17 protein-coding genes and 1 pseudogene are annotated in these 18,761 nt (G+C 70.6%); 13 read left to right on the top strand and 5 right to left on the bottom strand.

Annotation, left to right across the window (positions count from 1 at the left end; genetic code table 11):
- Positions 1-12 precede the first annotated feature (12 nt).
- The 8 genes and pseudogenes from K0H49_RS14245 (at position 13) to K0H49_RS14215 (ending at position 7,715) form a co-directional block, all read left to right on the top strand.
- Positions 13-1,683: a serine hydrolase domain-containing protein gene (locus K0H49_RS14245; RefSeq protein WP_219213589.1), complete on the top strand. Its 1,671-nt coding sequence runs from the start codon at positions 13-15 to the stop codon at positions 1,681-1,683.
- Positions 1,680-3,119 (top strand): annotated as a pseudogene (locus K0H49_RS30605) (M81 family metallopeptidase); the annotation flags it as partial. The gene K0H49_RS14245 and the pseudogene K0H49_RS30605, both read left to right, overlap by 4 nt.
- A gap of 36 nt (positions 3,120-3,155) precedes the next feature.
- The gene (locus K0H49_RS30600; protein WP_307886062.1) at positions 3,156-4,064 is read left to right on the top strand and encodes an alpha/beta fold hydrolase; all 909 of its coding nucleotides are present in this window, start codon (positions 3,156-3,158) and stop codon (positions 4,062-4,064) included.
- Positions 4,061-5,242 (top strand): alanine racemase, encoded by a 1,182-nt coding sequence (locus tag K0H49_RS14235; protein WP_219213584.1) that lies wholly within the window; start codon positions 4,061-4,063, stop codon positions 5,240-5,242. Before K0H49_RS30600 ends, K0H49_RS14235 begins: the two co-directional genes overlap by 4 nt.
- Before the next feature lie 37 nt (positions 5,243-5,279).
- Positions 5,280-6,152 (top strand): MotA/TolQ/ExbB proton channel family protein, encoded by an 873-nt coding sequence (locus K0H49_RS14230; RefSeq protein ID WP_219213583.1) that lies wholly within the window; start codon positions 5,280-5,282, stop codon positions 6,150-6,152.
- A 34-nt stretch (positions 6,153-6,186) separates the two neighbouring features.
- On the top strand, positions 6,187-6,615 hold the full coding sequence (locus K0H49_RS14225; protein WP_183027338.1) for an ExbD/TolR family protein: 429 nt from the start codon (positions 6,187-6,189) through the stop codon (positions 6,613-6,615).
- 12 nt (positions 6,616-6,627) lie between these two features.
- On the top strand, positions 6,628-7,062 hold the full coding sequence (locus tag K0H49_RS14220; protein WP_219213581.1) for an ExbD/TolR family protein: 435 nt from the start codon (positions 6,628-6,630) through the stop codon (positions 7,060-7,062).
- Positions 7,059-7,715 (top strand): energy transducer TonB, encoded by a 657-nt coding sequence (locus K0H49_RS14215; protein WP_219213579.1) that lies wholly within the window; start codon positions 7,059-7,061, stop codon positions 7,713-7,715. Before K0H49_RS14220 ends, K0H49_RS14215 begins: the two co-directional genes overlap by 4 nt.
- Positions 7,716-7,760: 45 nt before the next feature.
- On the opposite strand, the gene K0H49_RS14210 is transcribed toward K0H49_RS14215, so the two are convergent.
- Both K0H49_RS14210 and K0H49_RS14205 read right to left on the bottom strand, forming a co-directional pair.
- Positions 7,761-9,206: a M81 family metallopeptidase gene (locus K0H49_RS14210; RefSeq protein WP_219213578.1), complete on the bottom strand. Its 1,446-nt coding sequence runs from the start codon at positions 9,204-9,206 to the stop codon at positions 7,761-7,763.
- 32 nt (positions 9,207-9,238) lie between these two features.
- Positions 9,239-10,393 (bottom strand): NAD(P)/FAD-dependent oxidoreductase, encoded by a 1,155-nt coding sequence (locus tag K0H49_RS14205; RefSeq protein WP_219213576.1) that lies wholly within the window; start codon positions 10,391-10,393, stop codon positions 9,239-9,241.
- Between the two features lie 97 nt (positions 10,394-10,490).
- Here K0H49_RS14205 and K0H49_RS14200 point away from each other — a divergent pair, with 97 nt between their 5' ends.
- Positions 10,491-11,180: a helix-turn-helix domain-containing protein gene (locus K0H49_RS14200; protein WP_219213574.1), complete on the top strand. Its 690-nt coding sequence runs from the start codon at positions 10,491-10,493 to the stop codon at positions 11,178-11,180.
- A 4-nt stretch (positions 11,181-11,184) separates the two neighbouring features.
- Here K0H49_RS14200 and K0H49_RS14195 read toward each other — a convergent pair whose 3' ends face one another.
- The 3 genes from K0H49_RS14195 to K0H49_RS14185 form a co-directional block, all read right to left on the bottom strand.
- A complete protein-coding gene (locus tag K0H49_RS14195) occupies positions 11,185-14,658 on the bottom strand; it encodes an ATP-binding protein (RefSeq protein WP_219213571.1) in 3,474 nt (1,157 codons plus the stop codon).
- A 3-nt stretch (positions 14,659-14,661) separates the two neighbouring features.
- A complete protein-coding gene (locus K0H49_RS14190; RefSeq protein WP_219213568.1) occupies positions 14,662-15,915 on the bottom strand; it encodes a metallophosphoesterase family protein in 1,254 nt (417 codons plus the stop codon).
- Between the two features lie 134 nt (positions 15,916-16,049).
- On the bottom strand, positions 16,050-16,790 hold the full coding sequence (locus tag K0H49_RS14185; protein ID WP_219213565.1) for a response regulator: 741 nt from the start codon (positions 16,788-16,790) through the stop codon (positions 16,050-16,052).
- Positions 16,791-17,058: 268 nt separating this feature from the next.
- Between K0H49_RS14185 and K0H49_RS14180 the strand changes: the two genes are divergently transcribed.
- The 4 genes from K0H49_RS14180 to K0H49_RS14170 all read left to right on the top strand — a co-directional run bounded on the left by K0H49_RS14180 (position 17,059) and on the right by K0H49_RS14170 (position 18,733).
- Positions 17,059-17,430: a hypothetical protein gene (locus tag K0H49_RS14180; RefSeq protein ID WP_219213561.1), complete on the top strand. Its 372-nt coding sequence runs from the start codon at positions 17,059-17,061 to the stop codon at positions 17,428-17,430.
- A 43-nt stretch (positions 17,431-17,473) separates the two neighbouring features.
- A complete protein-coding gene (locus K0H49_RS14175) occupies positions 17,474-18,037 on the top strand; it encodes a thioredoxin family protein (protein WP_219213558.1) in 564 nt (187 codons plus the stop codon).
- 1 nt (position 18,038) lies between these two features.
- Complete coding sequence (locus K0H49_RS30595) at positions 18,039-18,170, top strand: hypothetical protein (RefSeq protein WP_257624864.1); 132 nt, start codon at positions 18,039-18,041, stop codon at positions 18,168-18,170.
- Positions 18,171-18,310: 140 nt separating this feature from the next.
- On the top strand, positions 18,311-18,733 hold the full coding sequence (locus K0H49_RS14170) for an organic hydroperoxide resistance protein (RefSeq protein ID WP_219213555.1): 423 nt from the start codon (positions 18,311-18,313) through the stop codon (positions 18,731-18,733).
- The last annotated feature ends 28 nt before the right edge of the window (positions 18,734-18,761 follow it).

The following is an 18,761-nucleotide window of genomic DNA, read 5'->3' as shown; positions in this document are numbered from 1 at the left end:
CAGAGCATCCCCATGTCTGAACCTGTTCCCTTCACGGCCGACAAAGTGACGGCCGCGCTGGCCGCGATCGACGCGTTGCTGGCCCCCTTCCAACGCAGCGATGCGCCCGGCCTGGTGATCGGCATCGCCCACCATGGCCAGCTGCTGTACCGCCGCGCCTTCGGCATGGCCAGCCTGGAGATGGGCGTGGCGCTCACGCCGACCAGCCGCATGCGCATCGCCTCGACGAGCAAGCACTTCACCTCGATGGGCATCATGCTGCTGGTCGAGGATGGCCTGGTCGAACTCGACGCGATGGCGCAGACCTACCTGCCCGAACTGCCGACGCTGAGCCACAACGGCCCCACGGTGGCCCAGCTGCTCGCCCACACCAGCGGCTGGCGCGGCCACGACGAACTGTGGGTCATGGCGCACGGCATGACCTTCTGCCACCCCGGACCGGGCATGCCCGCGATGGCGCGCCAGAGCGAACTCAACTTCGAGCCCGGCTCGCAGATGGTCTACAGCAACGGTGGCTACCACCTGCTGGCGAAGATCATCGAACGCGTCAGCGGCCTGAGCTACGACGCCTTCCTCAAGGCCCGCCTGTTCGGCCCGCTCGGCATGCCCGACACCGCTTCGGTGACCACCGACCTCGACGTGCATCCGGGCCTCGCCGGCCTCTACATGCCGGCGGCCGAAGGCGGCTGGCAGCGCGGCCTCTACCCCTGCGAACTCGACGGCGGCGGCTCGCTGGTGTCGACCGTGGACGACATGCTGCGCTGGCTGGCGCACCTGCGCGCGCCCACCAAGACCGTGGGCACCCCGCAAAGCTGGGACGCGCTGTCGGCGCCGACCACGCTGAGCTCGGGTTCGACCGTGACCTACGGCTACGGCCTGGCGCGCCACCCCTACCGCGGCGTCGAGATCATCCATCACGCCGGCGCGGTGCTGGGCGCCACTTCGCAGATGCTGAGCGTGCCCAGCCACGGGCTCGACATCATCATCATGGTCAACGGTGCACCGATCGCGCCGAGTTCCTTCGCGTGCAAGGTGGTCGACCTGCTCCTCGAGGAGCAACTCGAGCCCCACGAAACGCGCCCGCAGGCGGCCGACTTCCCCGGCCTGATCGGCCAGCGCTACCACGCACCGGCCACCGGCCACGTGATTTCCTTCGCCGACGTGGCCGGCAAGCTCGCCATGTCGTGGCAGGGCAATGCCGCGCTGCCGATGCACCACGGCGACGGCAAGCTCTGGCTGGGCCTGCAGGACCTGCCGGTCAACGACCTGGTGCTTCAGGCCTCCGACCTCGATCCGGCCAAGACCAACGAATCCCTGACGCTGTTCGAAGGCGGCCACGCGCGCCGCTTCGAGCGCCTGGACCAGAGCGCCCCCGACGCCGCCACGCTGGCACCGGCGCTGTGCGGCCACTACCACAGCCCCGACCTCGATGCCACCGCGCGCATGGAGCTGATCGACGGCCAGTTGCTGCTCACGGTGCAGGGCCGCCACGGCCAGCAGGCCGCCGTGCTGACGGTCCTGTCGGCCGACGTGATGGTGCTGACCTCGACCGATCCGCTGCTGGCACGCATGGGCCGCTCGATCCTCAATGTCGAGCGCCACGCCGACAAGGTCCTGGGCCTGCGCATGGACACCCTGCGCACCCACAACGTGCATCTGATCCGCGAGGAGTCCCGCGCATGAAGTTCTTCGCCGCCCTGCTCGCCACCGAGACCAACACCTTCGTCTCGGCCCCCACCGGCTGGGGAAGCTTCAACGAATACGGCGTCTTCCACGGCGACTCCAGCACGCGCGACGCGGACGGCTACGGCATGTTCGCGGTCGAGCTGCGCCGGCTGCTCGCGGCCGAAGGCCACGACATGGTCGAGAGCCTGCTGGCTTTCGCACAGCCGCTGGGCCGCACCGTGCGCACCGTCTACGAGAGCCTGCGCGACGAGATCCTGGCCGACCTGCGCGATGCCGGCCCGGTCGACGGCGTGATCCTGATCCTGCACGGCGCGATGGTCGCCGACAGCTACGACGATTGCGAAGGCGACCTGATCTCGCGCGTGCGTGCCATCGTCGGCCCGAACGTGCCGATCGGCGTCGAGCTCGACCTGCACTGCCACTTCACGCAGCAGATGGTCAGCGGCGCCGACGTGATCGTGGGCTACAAGGAATACCCGCACACCGACGCGGTGGTGCGCATGCAGGAGCTGACGCGCATCGTCGTCGACACCGCGCAGGGCCGCGTCAAGCCGACCACCGCCGTGCACGACTGCCGCATGGTGGGCCTCTGGCACACCACGCGCGAACCGATGGCCAGCTTCGTGCGCCGCATGGAAGCCGCCGAGAAGCAGCCGGGCGTGCTCTCGGTCTCGCTGGGCCATGGCTTCCCCTGGGCCGACGTGCCCGAGGCCGGCGCCAAGCTCTGGGTCGTGACCGACAACGACCCCGCATTGGCCGCCAGGCTGGCCGACGAACTGGGCCGCGAATTCTGGGACCTGCGCCATCGGATCGGTGCGCACGCACCCTCCGTCGAGGAAACGCTGGACGCGGCCATGGCCGTCGAAGGCGGCCCGGTGGTGATCGCCGACATGGCGGACAACGCCGGCGGCGGCGCCACCAGCGACGCCACCTTCGTGCTGCGTGCCATCCTCGATCGCGGCATCGCCGACGTGGCCATGGGCGCCTTCTGGGACCTGGGCGCAATCCACCTCTGCCGCGACGCCGGTGTCGGCGCCAGCTTCGACCTGCGCCTGGGCGGCAAGTGCGGCCTGACCTCGGGCGACCCGGTCGACCTGCGCGTGACGATCAAGGCCGTGGCGGAAGACTATTCGCAAGGCGGCCTCACGGCCGGCACGCGCACCCTGCTCGGCACCACCGTCTGGGTGCAGGCCGCCAACGGCCTGGACATCGTGCTGATCAGCAAGCGCAACCAGGTCATGTCGACCGACCTGTTCACCGGCCTGGGCATCGAACTCGCGAACAAGAAGCTGATCGTGGTCAAGTCCGCGCAGCACTTCCATGCGCAGTTCGGCCCCATCGCCAAGGCCGTGCTCTATGTCTCGACACCGGCCGCCCTGAGCAACGACTTCGCGAACCTGCCCTACCGCGTGCGCGATCTCGACTACTGGCCCCGCGTGGAAGAACCGACACGCCTCGCGCCCTCCCCAATGAAAGAAAAACTGAAGATGAAAGCACCCGGCGAGCTCTACACCATCGACGGACGCACGATGCACCTGCAGCGCAGCGGCCCCGCACCCGCCAGCGCCACGCAGCCCACCCTCGTGATCGAAGCCGGCGGCGGCTGCGCCTCGCCGATCTATGGCCGCTTGCAACAGGCCCTGGCCGTCAAGCATCCCGTGGTGAGCTACGACCGCGCCGGCACGGGCTGGAGCGAGGCCGACGGCGAAGGCTTCGACGGCGTGCGCAACGCACACCGCCTGCATGCGCTGCTCACGGCCGCCGGCGTGACGGGCCCGATCGTGCTGATCGGCCACTCGCTGGGCGGCCTGCTCAACCGCATCTACACCGGCCTCTATCCGGAACATGTGGCCGGCATCGTGATGCTCGACGCCAGCCACCCCGAGCAGTTCGAAGTGTTCTCCGAAGTGCCCGAAGCCGTGCTGGCCGCGGAGCGCGACAAGCGCGTCAAGTTCCAGGCCGGTGGCCCGCCGCCGCCGGAGTTCGCGCCGGTGCAGGCCATCTTCGCCGACATGCCGCAGGTCATCGAACAGATGATCGCGACCTACACGCCCGAAGCCGTCGACATGACGAAGGCCGAGCTCGTCGCACTGCAGGACGTCGCGCGCCAGGCCGGCGCATCGCCCGACTTCGGTGCACGTCCGCTGGCCGTGCTGTGGGCCGCGCTGCAGAAGCTCCCGCAAGGTGCCGAAGGCGCCAGCGCGGTGCAGCAACGCTGGCCCGAGTTCCAGGAAGCGCACACCGCGCTGTCGACGCAAAGCAGCCTGCAGCTGATCGAAGGCGCGGAGCACATGACGCTGGTGCTGCTGCCGCCTTTCGTGAGCCAGGTGGCCGCTGCCGTCGACCAGGTGGTGGCGCAGATCGAGGCGTCCCGATGACGGCGTTCGCAGACATGGCGCTGGCCGAACTCGCCACGCCGGCGCTGCTGCTCGACAGCACGATCCTCGAACGCAACTGCGCCGCGATGGCACAGCGCGCCGCGCACCATGGCGTGGCCTTGCGTCCGCACCTGAAGACGTCGAAGTCGGTGGAAGTGGCACGCCTGGCCACGCGCGGACAGGCCGGCGGCATCACGGTCTCGACCGTGGCCGAGGCCGACTACTTCGCGGCCAACGGCTTCCTCGACCTGACCTATGCGGTGGGCATCAGCACCAGCAAGATCGAAGCGCTCGATCGCATCCAGCGCACGCACGGTGCACGGATCACGCTGCTGGTCGACCGCGTCGAAGCGGTGCTCTCGGCAGCCGAACAGGCACGCGCACTGGAAGCCGCCTTCCCCATGCTGATCGAGATCGACACCGGCGGTGGACGCGGCGGCCTGGCGCCCGACGACGCCGAGTTGCTGACCGTCGCACAGGCCGTGCAGCAGAGCGAGGCCTTCACGCTGGTTGGCGTGCTGACCCACGCGGGCCACAGCTACCACGCCCAAGGGCGCGATGCGATCCGCGCGATCGCGGAGGCCGAGCGCGCGGGTGCGGTGCACGCCGCCGAGCGCCTGCGCGCGGCCGGCTTCCGGATCGACGTGGTGAGCGTCGGCGCCACGCCCACCGCGGTGTGCGCGGAGAGCCTCGAAGGCGTGACCGAGATGCGGCCCGGCGTCTACACCTTCTTCGATCTCGACCAGGTCGCACGCGGCATCTGCAGCGTCGACGACGTCGCGATGTCGGTGCTCGCCACGGTGATCGGACACAACCCGCGTTCGGGTCGGGTGCTGATCGATGCCGGTGCGCTCGCGCTGTCGAAGGACAGCTCGGGCGCCGAGTTCCGCGACGACCTCGGCTACGGCCTGGTCTGCCCGGCCGATGGCGGCGCACCGCTGCCCGGATTGCACGTGGCCGAGCTGCACCAGGAGCATGGCCTGGTGGCCGGCGATGGCGACCTGCAGGCCCTGTTCACCGCACTGCCCGTGGGCAGTCGCGTGCGCATCCTGCCGCACCACGCCTGCATGACCGCGGCGCCCTACGACCGCTACCACGTCGTGCGCGGCGCCGGCGCCGATGTGCATGCCATCTGGGGCAAGACCCGCGGCTGGCAAGTTGGCACGGGTAGTGCGTAAGCGACGCTCCTTCTCATTCTTTTCCCTGGAGACACACATGATCAAAACGCTTCTCGCCCGCTTCGTGCCGGCCGCTGCGATGGCACTGACCCTCTGCCTGGCAGGCGCACTGCCGGCCCATGCACAGAACGCCGCCGCACCCTCGACCGAAGCCAGCGCACCCGTCGCGGCACCGACGACCGAAACCGCTGCAGCACCCGCTGCCGCTGCGGCACCGGCACCCGTCGCGGCCCACGCCGCAGCGGTCAAGACCGACAACCCCTACGGCATCGGCGCCCTGTGGGCCCAGAGCGATGCCGTGACCAAGGCCGTGCTCGCGATCCTCGTGATCATGTCCATGAGCAGCTGGTACGTGATCGCGATGAAGCTCTTCGAGCAGTCGCGCATGGGCCGTCAGGCCAAGCAGGTCGACGATGCCTTCTGGAACGCCAACAGCGTGAAGAGCGGCGCCGAGCAGCTCGCCCCCACCAGCCCCTTCCGCTTCATCGCCGATGCGGGCGTGCACGCCACCAAGAAGCATGACGGCCTGCGCGGCAAGGTCGACTTCGCGGACTTCGTGGACCTGTGCATCCACCGCGCCACCGAGCGTGTGCAGCGCCGCCTGAGCAACGGCATGTCGCTGCTCGCGACCGTGGGCTCGACCTCGCCCTTCGTGGGCCTGTTCGGCACCGTCTGGGGCATCTACCACGCGCTCACCGCCATCGGCGTGGCCGGCCAGGCCTCGATCGACAAGGTCGCAGGCCCCGTGGGCGAAGCGCTGATCATGACCGCCATCGGCCTGGCCGTGGCCGTGCCCGCGGTGCTGGGCTACAACTGGCTGCTGCGCCGCAACGTCGCCGTGATGGACGACGTGCGCGAGTTCAGCGGTGAACTGCACTCGGTGATCCTGGCCAGCAGCACCCCGGCCTGACCCCCTTGTCGCAACACGACATGCGAGGCGCGCCATGGCAATGAACATCCCCTCCGCCGGCGGCGACGAGGAACAGGTCATCGCGGCCATCAACACCACGCCGCTGGTCGACGTGATGCTGGTGCTGCTGATCATCTTCCTCATCACCATCCCGGTGGTCAATTACTCGGTCCCGGTGCAGGTGCCCAAGGAACGCAACGAGGTGCGCGAGAGCAAGCCGGAGACCGTCGTCCTGTCGGTCGATGCGGCCGGCCGGATCTACTGGTACGACACGCCGGTGCGCGACACGAAGAGCCTCACCGACAAGCTGACCAAGGTGGCCGCGCTCAACCCGCAGCCCGAGGTGCACATCCGCGGCGACTGGCAGTCCGACTACGAACCGGTGGGCAAGATCATCTATGCCTGCCAGGCCGCGGGCATCGCCAAGGTCGGCTTCATCACCGAGCCGCCCGCGCGCAACTGACAAGGCAAGCCCATGCGAAAAGACAAGCCGGGGCGCCGCCGCAGCGCGCCCTCCGACGAGCCCATGATGGACATCAACACCACGCCGCTGATCGACGTGATGCTGGTGCTCCTGATCATGCTGATCATCACGATCCCGATCCAGCTGCACGCCGTGAACCTGAACATGCCCACGGGCAATCCGCCGCCGAGCGACATCAAGCCCGAGGTGCTGCGCATCGACGTGGACGAACGCAGCAACGTGCTGTGGAACGGCGAGATCGTGGCCGACCGCGCCGATGTCGAGCGCCGCTTCGAGGTGGTGGCCGCGCAGGCCGTGCAGCCCGAGGTGCACCTGCGCCCCGACAAGCGCGCCAGGTACGAGATCGTGGCCGGCCTGATGGCCGCGGCGCAGCGCACCGGCCTGACCAAGCTGGGCATCGTCGGATCGGAGCAGTTCATCCCATGACGCGCGCCCAAGACTTCAACCCCAAGTCGCGCTTCGGCCCGGTGAGCATCGCCGTGATGGTGCTGGCCCATGGCCTGATCGGCTACGGCCTGGTCTCGGGCCTGGGCGGGCATGCGCTCGAGCTGATCAAGAAGCCGATGGAAGCGACCATCATCACCGAGGTCAAGCTGCCACCGCCGCCTCCTCCGCCACCGCCGCCTCCTCCGAAGAAGATCGTGCGCCAGGAAGTGGCCAAGGTCCCGCCGCCACCGCGGCCGGCCTACGTGCCGCCACCGGCCGTGACGCCGCCCGTGAGCGCGGCGCCGGCGATCACCGCGGTGCAGAGCACGCAGCCGGTGCCCCCGCCGCCGGCTGCGCCACCCACGCCACCGGCACCGCCCGCGCCGCCGAAGGCCACCACCACCGACATCGCCGTGGCCTGCCCCAAGCAGGTGGCACCGCAGATGCCGCGCAAGGCGCTGGACGAAGGCGTCAACGGCGTGGTCACGGCCGAGGCACGCATCAAGGGCGGCCATGTGACGGAAGTGCGCGTGCTCTCGGGGCCGCGGGTCTATCACAGCGCGGTACGCGCGGCCATGATGAAGTACGAGTGCCAGACCACGGGCGACGCCGAACTCCTGGCCACCCAGGAGTTCATCTTCAAGTTCGAGTGAGCCCACGCGAGCGCCCCGACATCCGGGGCGCTCGGCGAAAAGCTCCTACACATCCAGCGGCCACTTCGGCCGCTGTACTTTCTGGTAGGGCAAGGTCCGGAGGTCCAGCGTCACGCTGCCCGGCGCGCCCGCATAGATCACCTGCTTCGCCACCTGGGAGAAGGAGGCGTAGAAGTGCTGCGAGGACTTCACCACCACGATCTTCTTCGCCGCCAGCTCGCAGCCCAGCTGCGTGAACAGGTCGGTGCCCATGGCCTGGTTGCGCCGCGTGACCAGCACGATCTCGATGCCGTTCGCCTCGACCAATGCGCAGTCGCCCATCGCCACCGGCGTGCCCGACAGCCCGCTCATCACCAGGTCCTGCTGCAGCGCCTTGACGATGCAGACCAGGTCGAGCGGATCACCCGACAACGGACTGATCTTGCCGCCGATGCGCATCGGCAGCCGCGCCCCCACGCCTGCATCGAAGGCGATGCGCACCGCGATCGGGTCCCACATCGGGCCCAGCGCCGCATCGCCGATGCCGCGCTCGCTCATCCGGCGCAGCATGAAGGTCGCATCGCCGGCCGCACCGCCACCGGGGTTGTCGGCGCCGTCGGAGATCACCACCGGCCTGCCGTCGAAGGCCAGCGCCTGGTCGAGCGCGGTGTCGATGTCCGGATAGGGCACGGTGAGGCCGTCGCGCATCGCGATGAACTCGTCGGCCAGCTGGCGGGCCAGCGCCTGGGCCCGGGCCGCATCACCGTCGGTGTAGACCAGCAGCTTGGTGCCCATGTCGGGCACGTCGCCCCAGGAAAAGCCGTGCGCGATCGAGATCGACAGCACGCCGTCCTTGCCTTCGAGCGCCTGGATGCGGTCGACGAAGCCGCGCGCCGGCTCGCGCGAGGTGTGGACCGTGACGATCATCCCGCAGTCGACCACCGCGGCCACGGGGTCGACCTGGCCCTCGACCATCGCGGCGCAGAGGTCGACCAGTTCGAGGCCGCGTTCGAGGATGTCGGTGTGCGGGTACTCCTTGAACGCGACGATCAGGTCGGCGTGGGCGGTCATGGCCTCTGTCAGGTGGCAATGCGGATCGATTTCCACACCGATCACCCGGTCCGGCCCGGTGATCGCGCGCACGCGCGCCAGCAGGTCGCCCTCGCAATCGTCGTAGCCATCGGCCACCATCGCGCCGTGCAGGCCCAGCAGCACCATGTCGACCGGCATCGCCTCGCGCAGGTCGGCGAGCAGCTCCTCGCGCAAGGTCTCGTAGGCATGGCGCGTGGTGATGCCGCCGGGTTGCGCGCCCGCCACCACGCCTTCCTGCAGGCGCCAGCCGCGCTCGGCGCCGCGCAGGCGCGCGGCCCACAGCGGGCCCGCATAGAGGCTCATCCGGTCCGGGTGCTGGCCGGCCGGGTAGTGGCCGAAGTCCTTGAACGAGGACAGCGCCGTCGGCATCGGCGCAAAGGTGTTGGTTTCGACCGCGAGGGTCGCGCTGAAGACGCGCATGACAAGGCCCTTGGAAGTTGCGAGGTTGCCGCTCAGGCCGCGGTGCGCAGCCGTTGCGGGCCCAGCATCTCGGTCGTCAGCCCGAAGGCCGCGATGCGCTCGGGCAGTGGCAGGCCGCGGGCCAGCGCGGCGCAGGCCTCGCCCATGGCGGCCGAGGTCTGGATGCCGTAGCCGCCCTGGGCCGCGACCCAGAAGAAGCCGGGCGCCGAGGGCTCGAAGCCGCCCACCAGGTCGCCGTCGGCGACGAAGGAACGCAGGCCGGCCCAGGTGCGCGTGGGGCGGCGGATGGCCAGCGTGGTGGCTTCCTCGATGCGGTGGATGGCGAAGGCGATGTCCAGCTCCTCGGGCTGCACGTCGTGCGGCTCGACCGGGTCGGCGTTGGCCGGCGAGCCCAGCAGCATGCCGGCGTCGGGCTTGAGGTACCAGCCTTCGTCGGCGCTGTAGACCATGGGCCAGTGTGCGGTGTCGGCGCCCTCGGCGGGCGCGAAGATCAGGGCCGAGCGGCGGCGCGGCTCGATGCCGATGGGCGGCACGCCCGCCAGCCGCGCGATGGCGTCGACCCAGGCGCCGGCCGCGTTGAGCAGCACCGGTGCTTCGTAGACCTTGCCACCGGCCGTCACGCGCCAGCGTTCGCCGACGCGCTCGATCGCCGTGACCTCGGCATCGCAGGCCAGCAGGCCGCCGGCCCGGCGCATGCCGCGCAGGTAGCCCTGGTGGATCGCGTGCACGTCCATGTCGGCCGCGTCGGGCTCGTAGACCGCGGCTGACACCTGCTCGGGCCGCAGCGCAGGCACGCGCGCCAGCGCTTCCTCGCGGCTCAGGCGCTCGGCGCCGGTGTCCATCGCGCGCAGCACCTCCCAGTGGGCCTCAAGCGTGGGCAGCTGTTCCTCGCTCGCGACCATCATCGCGCCGCGTGGCGTGAGCAGCGGGTGCTCGGAGAAGCCTTCGGGCGGATGGTCGAAGAAGGCGCGGCTGGCCAGCGTGAGCGCCCGCACCTGCGGCGTGCCGTAGCTCTCCATGAAGAGCGCGGCCGAGCGGCCGGTGGAGTGGTAGCCCGGCTGGGATTCGCGTTCGAGCAGGATCACGCGGCCGTGCGGCGCGAGCCAGTGGGCGACGGAGGCGCCGGCAATGCCGCCGCCGATCACGAGGTAGTCGGCCGCGAGCGGCGCGTGGGTGGTGGTGTTCATGCCGAAAAGTGTAGGAATAAATTTGCGGATACGCAAATTTATTCCTTCGAATATCGGCTGGCAGAATGGCCGCGCACTACCGAACAGAAGAACCCGCGTGAATCCACACACCGCGACCCCGAAGGGCGCCCGGCCGAAGCAGGCGCCCCCCACGCTGGACCCCGCCGCCTTCGGCCTGCGCCTGCGCGCCGCGCGCAAGCGTTTCGGCTGGACGCTGGCCCAGCTGGCCGAGCGCTCGGGCGTGTCGATCACCACCATCTCGCGCGCCGAGCGCGGCCAGCTCGCACTGGGCTACGAGAACTTCACGGCGCTGGGCCGCGCGCTCGAGATGGACATGAACGCGATGTTCGCGGGCGCCGGCGTCAAGCCCGCGCCGCTGGCCGGCCCGGTGGTGACGCGCGCGGGCCAGGGCGTGGTGTACCGCGGGCTCGCGATCAGCTACGAGTTCCTGGGCACCACGGCCGCAGGCAAGCAGATGAGCCCGATCGTCGGCACGGTGCACGCCCGCCAGGTGCACGGCCCCGAGGACTTCGTGCGCCACACGGGCGAGGAGTTCGTCTATGTGCTCTCGGGCGAGATCGACGTGCACTTCGACCACGGCGAGGTGCTGCGCCTGGGGCGCGGCGACTCGCTCTACTTCGACAGCCGCATCGGCCACGCCTATGTCAGCGTGAGCCGGCCGCTGGCGAAGATCCTGGGCATGACCTGGGGCGAGAGCGTCTCGCTGCCCGAGATGCCCAAGGCGGCACCCACGACGGCCTTGAAGAAGCGCCCGCCGCGCGCCTGAACGCTCAGGCCGCGTCGCGCACCAGCGCGACCACGTTCACGCCTTCGGAGAACACCTCGCGCACCAGCGGCAGCAGGTGCGCATGGTGGGTGAGGAAGATCACCTGCGTGTGCGCCGACAGCGCACGCAGCACGCGCAGGCCGGCCTCGGCGCGCGCATCGTCGAAGTTGACGAAGAGGTCGTCGGCCACGAAGGGCAACGGCGGCGCGCCGACCAGGTGCAGCTCGAGCGCCGCGATGCGCAGCGCCAGGTAGAGCTGGTCGCGCGTGCCTTCGCTCAGGCCCGCGACCTCGACCACCGGCCCGCCGCGGCGCTTGGCGTAGAGCGCCGGCGTGTCCTTCTCGTAGTCGACGCCCAGCTTGACGAAATCGCCCAGCGTGAGTTCGGCGAACACCGCGCTCGCGCGCTGCAGCATCGGCCCCTGCTGCCGGTCGCGGTAGCGGTCGATGGCCCACTTGAGCAGCTTGCCCGCGGTCGCGACCTCGAGGTATTGCTCGGCCGCGTCGCCCATCGCGGCCAGCGCCTCCTGCCGCTTGGCCTCGGCGATCGCCGCGTTGGCCTGCCCTGCGATGGCGGCCAGCGCCTGCTCGGCGGTCACGCGCTGGCGCACCAGCGCGGCGAGGCGCTCGGCCAATGCCGCCAGTTCGCTTTTCGCCTGCTCGCCGAGCCCGGCCACCTGGGTCGGATCGAGCGCCGCGATCTCGGCCTCGATGGCCTCGCGCGTCAGGCCGTCGCCATCGCGGATCAGGGCTTCGCGCGCGTCGTCGAGCGTCTGGCGCAATGCGCGGCGACTGTCGGAGCGCTCGACCAGCGGGATCGCCTCGGCCACCGACGCGACGCCGGCCAGCGCCAGCAGCGGCCGGAGCTGCGCCTGCACCGTGGCCAGCGCCAGTTCGGCCTCGCTGCGGGCCGACTCGGCCTTGCGCAGGGCCTGCTCGGCCAGCGCGGCCTGCTGATGGGCGGTGGTGGTGTCGCGCAGCCGTTGCGCCAGCCGCCGCGCCACCTCGGGCCAGTCGGCCAGCGCCAGCCACTGTGGCTCGACAGCGGCACCGAGACGCCGCGCCTCGACCTCGAGCCGGTCCAGGTCGGCGCGCATGGTGTCGATGCGTTCGCGCCGGATCTGGTCGGCGCGCTCGAGCCGTTCGGTGACCCGCTGGGCCAGCACGACCGCGCCCTCGGCCTCGGCGAAGGTGGCGGAAGCGGCATCGAGCCGGGCGCTGCGCAGCGCCGCGGCCCATTGCGCCGCCCATTGGCCGTACAGCGCGGTCGCCGCATCGGCGCCGGACTGCAGGCCTTCGAGCGCACGTTGTGCCTGCGCGCATTGCTGCACCAGGGCGTCGCGGCTGGCCTGGGTGCTGTCGGCCTGGCGCACCTGCAGGCTGGCTTGCGTGCACAGCGCCGACAAGGCGATGCCGGCCGGCACTTCCACGCCCGCTTCCTGCAGCGCGGCGACCAGCGTCGCCTGCGCCTCGCGGCCGGCGCGGGCCTCTTCGTCGAACTCGCGCTGCCGCTGCGCCGCTTCGTCGTGGGCCGCCAGCGCCTCGTCGCGCTGCGCCAGGCCCTGGGCCGCGTCGTCGAGCGGCATGCCGGCCCAGCCCACGCCGCGGGCCAGCGCGGCCCAGTCGGCGTCGAGCGCCGCCAGTTCGGCCGCGCGTTCGGCCAGCACCGTGTCCTGGCGCGCCACGTCGGCCTGGGCCAGCGCCAGGTTCTGCCGCGTGCCCTGCAGGGTCGCGGCCTCGGTGGCCGTGCCGAGCTGGGCATCGACCAGTTCGTCGGCGCGGCGGATCGCGGCGTCGAGCCTCGGCGCGCCCTCGGCCAGGCCGATCTCGCCGTCCTTGACCGCGAGCCAGGCCGCATCGCGGCCGTCCCGTGCCGCGCGCACCTGCTCGGCCGTGACCACGGCATGGGCCTGCTCGAACTGCTGCAGCGCCAGCGCGAGGCGGTCGGCGACGGCCTGCAGGTCGTCGCGCTTGCCGCGCGCATGGGCCAGGGCCGTCGCGGCATCGTGCCGCTGGCGCTGCAGCACGCCGATGCGCGCGGGCGACGGCAAGGCCAGCGCGCGCAGCGCGTCGACCGGCGCCTGCCAGGGACCCAGGGCCGCCAGCGCCTGCGAGAGCCGGTCCTGCGCGGTCTCGGCGGCCGCGGCCAGGCTGCGCTGGCGCGCGGCGCTGTGGCCCAGCGCCAGCGCATCGGCCAGCGCCTGCCGCAAGGCCGGCGAGACATCCGATGCAGGCAGCGCCTGCAGGTCCTGTCGATGGCCTTCGAGATCCGCCGTCTTCTGGCGCACGGCCTCCTGCGCGCCGCGCATCGCCTGGTGCAGGCCGCCGCGGTCGCGCAGCAGGTTGACCACGGCCTGCAGCGCCAGCGCGCTGGGCCGGCCCGCGCGGATCTCGGCCTCGCCCGCGGGCCAGCCCAGTTGCACGGCGGCGTCGCGGGCCTCCTCGAGCAGGCGCTCGACCTCGGCCTCGCGCAGCGGCAGGTCGCGCGGATGGTTGGCGCACAGGCTGCGCATCCGCTCGAGCGCCTCGATGTCGGCGCTCAATGCGAGCACGGCCGCGTCGTACGACACCTCGCCGTGCTCGCCGCGGCGCGCCTCGACGTCCTTGGCGCGCGCCTGGCAGGTGGCCTCGGCGCGCGACAGCGCCTCGGCGCCCGTGCGCAGCTCGGCCAGCGCAGTCGCGGGGAAATCGATCACCTCGCCAGGCTCGGCCCAGGCGGCTTCGAAGCCGCGGATCTCGAGCAGCCTGGGCCCGAGCCGGCGCACGCGCTCGAGGCGCGAACGCTGCACCTCGAGCGCCAGGCGCCGTTCCTCCTCGGTGGCGATGCCGGCCAGCACCGTGTCGAGCGCGGCCTTGGCCTCGGTCCAGACCTTGGTCTTGACCTGCGCGTTCCTGAGTTCCGCCTGCGCCTCGTCGAAGCGCTGTGCGGCCTGCGCGTAGTCGCTGCTGTTCTTGCGTGGCGCCCAGAGGTTGCCGGCCTGCTTCTCCAGCGCCTCGCGCACCGGCCCGAGGCTGGCGATGCCGGCGGCCGACTGGAACAGCACGCGGCCCACGTCCTTCGAACTGTCGAGGATGCTGCGGCCGCCTTCGACCAGCCGGTCGTGGTCCATGCAGAACATCTGCTCGAAGAAGTCCTTGTCGGCGGTGCCGAGGAAGGGCGCGAGCTGTGCGTCGGGCATCACGGCGTCGGCCGGCGTGCGCAGCGGCGTGCGGCCGCGTGCGCGATGGAAGGCGAGCTCGCCGGGCCCGCCCTGCAGCACGCCGCCCAGCCGCATCTCGGCCAGCGCATGGCGGAAGTCCAGCCGGGTGCGCATCGGCATGCCGAACAGCAGCTCGGTGATCGCGTTGCGCACGGTCGACTTTCCGGCCTCGTTGGGACCGACCACCACATGGAAGTCGGCCACGGTGTTCGAAGGAAAGTCGAGGCTGGTGCCGTCGAACTTGCCGTACTTGAGCAGTTGCAGTTGCCGGATGCGCATGCCTTATTTCTCCCCGTCCATCAGGCTGGCCAGCAGCGCGGGCGAGACCTGCTGCAGCAGCCGGCCGAAGTCGCCCTCGCGCGCCATGGCGAGCAGCGGCACCTCTTCCTTCACGTCGGCCGGCACCTTGGCGAAGAAGGGCTGCAGCTCGGTGCGCAGCTTCTGCAGGAACTCGGGGTCGCTGCTCGCCTCATCGAGGATCTCCTGCAGGTCGGCGATCGCGTCCCTGCGCGCGCCGATGTCGGCGCGCTCGGCCACAGGCTCGGTCGCGAGCTTGACCTTCTCGAGCCAGAGCCGCTCGTTGCCGATGGCGGCGATCTGCCCCAGCACCTCGGCGCGCAGTTCATGCGCCTTGCCGAACAGCGCGCCATGCGCGGGCGTGCGGCCGCGCAGCGTGACGCGCACCGCGCGCGGCACCTGGGCATCGACCGCCAACAGCGCATGGAGCTGCTGCCCCACCAGGCGCGCCACGTCGCCCATCGACACGCACGCCGACGCATCGACCTCCACGCTCTCCCAGCGCAGCACGTCGAGGTACAGCCGCTCGACCGCGGTCTGCCCGTCTTCCACCGTGACCAGCACCGCGCCGCGCCGGCCGGTCTCGCGGATCTGGCGGCCCTGCAGGTTGCCCGGGAACACGATGTGCGAGGCCTCGGCCCAGTGCTGGAACTCGTGCACATGGCCCAGCGCCCAGTAGTCGTAGCCGCGCGCATGCAGCTCGGCGCGCGAGCAGGGCGCATAGTTGGCATGCGCGGCACTGCCTTCGAGCGCGGTGTGCAGCACGCCGATGTTGTAGTAGCCGGGCACGGGCGCGGGGTAGCCCAGCGCGAGGTTGTCGGTGACGGCCTTGTCGCGGAAGCTTTGGCCGTGCAGCGCGACCTTCAGGCCGTCGAGCCGGTGCACCTCGGGCTTGCGCGCCGAGAAGGTCTTCACGTTGTCGGGCAGCGTGAGCTTCCGGGTCATCTCGCTTTCGGCATCGTGGTTGCCGAACAGCAGGAACACCGGGATGCCCGCGCGCTGCAGCCGGCCCATCTCCTTGCTGAAGAAAATGCCCGTGTTGTGGTCGCGCCAGTCGCCGTCGTAGAGGTCGCCCGCGATCACCAGGAAGGCCACGCCTTCGTCGATGGCCCGCTCGACCAGCTGCGAGAACGCCTCGCGCGAGGCGTTGCGCAGCTGCGCGGCCGGCGCGTCGGGGTACGCGCTCAGGCCATGCAGGGGGCTGTCGAGATGGATGTCTGCGGCATGAATGAATTTCATGCGTCCTCGCTGGGTGGGATCGGCTGATGATGATGTTTCCGGCAGCCTGCCCAAGCCATCGCAGGGTCGCCGGTCCAGCCCGCGGGCCGCGTTCGAACGGCGTCAGTATGACCGCTGCGAACGCCCGACGCGCCTCAATCCAGCCCCTGCACGCTCGAGGCGAACACATAGCCCTCGCTGCGCACCGTCTTGATGTAGCGCGGCTCGCGCGCGTCGTCGCGCAGGCGCTGGCGCAGCCGGCTCACCAGCAGGTCGATCGAGCGCTCGAAGAGCTCGGCCTCGCGGCCCTGCGTGAGACTCAGCAGCTGGTCGCGGCTCAGCACCTTCTGCGGGTGGTCGAGGAACACCCGCAGCAGCCGGTACTCGGCGCCGCTGAGCGCGACCATCACGCCGCTGTCGTCGAGCAGGTGGCGCGCCACGGTGTCGATCTGCCAGTCGCCGAAGGCCAGCTTCTGCGAGGGCTCAACCGCGCCCATGTTGGGCGGCAGCATGCGCGTGCGGCGCATCACGGCGCGGATGCGTGCGAGCAGCTCGCGTGCCGAGAAGGGCTTGGCCAGGTAGTCGTCGGCGCCCATCTCGAGGCCCAGGATGCGGTCGGCCTCCTCGCTGCGCGCGGTGAGCATCAGGATCGGCGTGGCCTTGTACTTGCCGGTGCGCAGGTCGCGGCACAACGTCAGGCCGTCCTCGCCGGGCAACATCAGGTCCAGGATGATCAGGTCGAAGGGCCCCGAGGCCTCGAGCGCGGCGCGCATGTGCCGGCCGGTGGGCACCGCCACCACGCGCAGGCCGTTCTTCACCAGGTAGGTGCTGAGCAGCTCGCGGATCTCCCGGTCGTCGTCGACGATGAGGATGTGGTCGGAGGTCTTGGGCGTCATGGCGGCAGTGGGAAAGGGCGGGGAGTAGCCGCAATGTAGCGCCGCCGCCGGGCGCCGGGCCGGGCTTTGTATGCCTGTGTATCCCGCGCCGAGGCGGACACCGTCTGTTGCGCGGACGGCATGCCCGGCCGGCCCGGACGAGAAACGTAATGTGTGGATTTCCGATGCCGATACACAGGCATACACAGCGGGCGTCCAAGGGGTGGGCGGCGGCGAAGAATCCGGTCGTTGATTCGAAACACCCCCTCCACTCCCGAAGGACATCCCCATGAAGACGCTCTCCCGCATCGCCCTCTCCGCTTCGTTCGCCTCCATCGCCCTGCTCGCGCTCGGCACCGCCCAGGCCGAGGAATACCAGGGCGTGCTGCAGGCCCGCTCGGCCGTGGCCCGCAGCGCCGTCCGTGCCGAGGCCATCGCGGCCGCGCATGTGTCGAACCAGAACGCCGACGCCGCCTCGTCGGTGGTCGCCGCCGCACCGTCCGCCCCGCGCGACCGCGCCACGGTGCAGGCCGAAGCCTATGCCCGTGCCCACGCGCCGCACCAGAACCTGCGCGCCGAAGCCTTCGCCGGCAGCCGCGTGCCGGCGTTCTACGACCTTGCCGCATCGACGACGCGCAGCGCGCGCCTGGACCTGCGCTGAAGCCGCCGCCGCACGCCCCCTGACCCACTTCCTGGAGCCCACCATGCGCATCCGATCCAGCATCCTCCTGCTCGTCGCGGGCCTCGCGGCCTCGGCGGCGGTCCTGACCTTCGCGGCTTCGCCGTCCGGCGGCGACCTGGCCCCGGGCGCCGCGCCGCTCGCGCCGGCGTTCCAGAACATCGAGGCCTGGCACAACTCGCCGCCGCTGCAGCTCGACGCGCTGCGCGGCAAGGTGGTGCTGGTCGACTTCTGGACCTACACCTGCATCAACTGCCTCAACCACCTGCCCTACGTGAAGGACTGGCACGCGAAGTACAAGGACCAGGGCCTGGTCGTGGTGGGTGTGCACACGCCGGAGTTCGCCTTCGAGAAATCGCAGCAGAACGTGAAGGACGCGATCGCGCGGCTCAAGATCGAGCACGCGGTGGCGCAGGACAACAGCTACGCGACCTGGAAGTCCTTCCGCAACCAGTACTGGCCCGCGGTGTACCTGATCGACAAGCAGGGCAAGGTCGTCTACTCGCACTTCGGCGAGGGCCGCTACCGCGAGACCGAGCAGAAGATCCAGGCGCTGCTGGCCGAGCCGGCCCCGGCCCCGGGCTCCTGACATGAAGACGCTCTGGTTCGCCCTGCTCTTCATGGCCGGCGGGCTCGCGCACGAGCTCCGCAACCCGGTCAGCTGCCAATGCATCACGGCCCGCGCGGCCACGGGCGCCGAGAAGAAACGCGCCCGGCGCTGAGCCGACGGGAAACGTAGTGTGTGGATTTCCGGCACGGATACAGAGGCATACAGAACCCGGCCCGACGCCCGTGAACACGGAAAACAATTCCTTCGTTCCCTTCAGAAATCCTCCTTTTTATCTTCCTCCAGGACATCCCCATGACCGCATCGCCCCCCAAGATCCTCTACACCGGCAAGACCCGCACCTCCTCCGGCGGCCGCGACGGCGACGCCCGCAGCGACGACGGCCGCCTGGCCATCCAGCTCTCGTCGCCGGGCGGCAAGGGCACGGGCACCAACCCCGAGCAGCTGTTCGCGGCCGGCTGGTCGGCCTGCTTCATCGGCGCGATGGGCCTGGCGGCGAGCAAGCTCCAGGTCAAGGTGCCGGCCGACACGGCCATCGATGCCGAGGTCGACCTCGCGAATGCCGACGGCGCCTACTTCCTGCGCGCCCGCCTCCACGTCAGCCTGCCCGGCCTCGAACGCGACGTCGCGCAATCGCTGGTGGACGCCGCGCACCAGACCTGCCCCTACTCCAAGGCGATCCGCGGCAACGTCGATGTCGTGATCAACCTGGTCTGAGCCTGAACGCGCAGCGCCTATAAACGAG

This window comes from Variovorax boronicumulans (assembly GCF_019352895.1).
GTDB classification, from domain to species: Bacteria; Pseudomonadota; Gammaproteobacteria; order Burkholderiales; family Burkholderiaceae_C; genus Variovorax; species Variovorax boronicumulans_A.
Note: the sequence above shows the minus strand (reverse complement) of the source record. Positions and strands in the feature narration are given on the sequence as shown.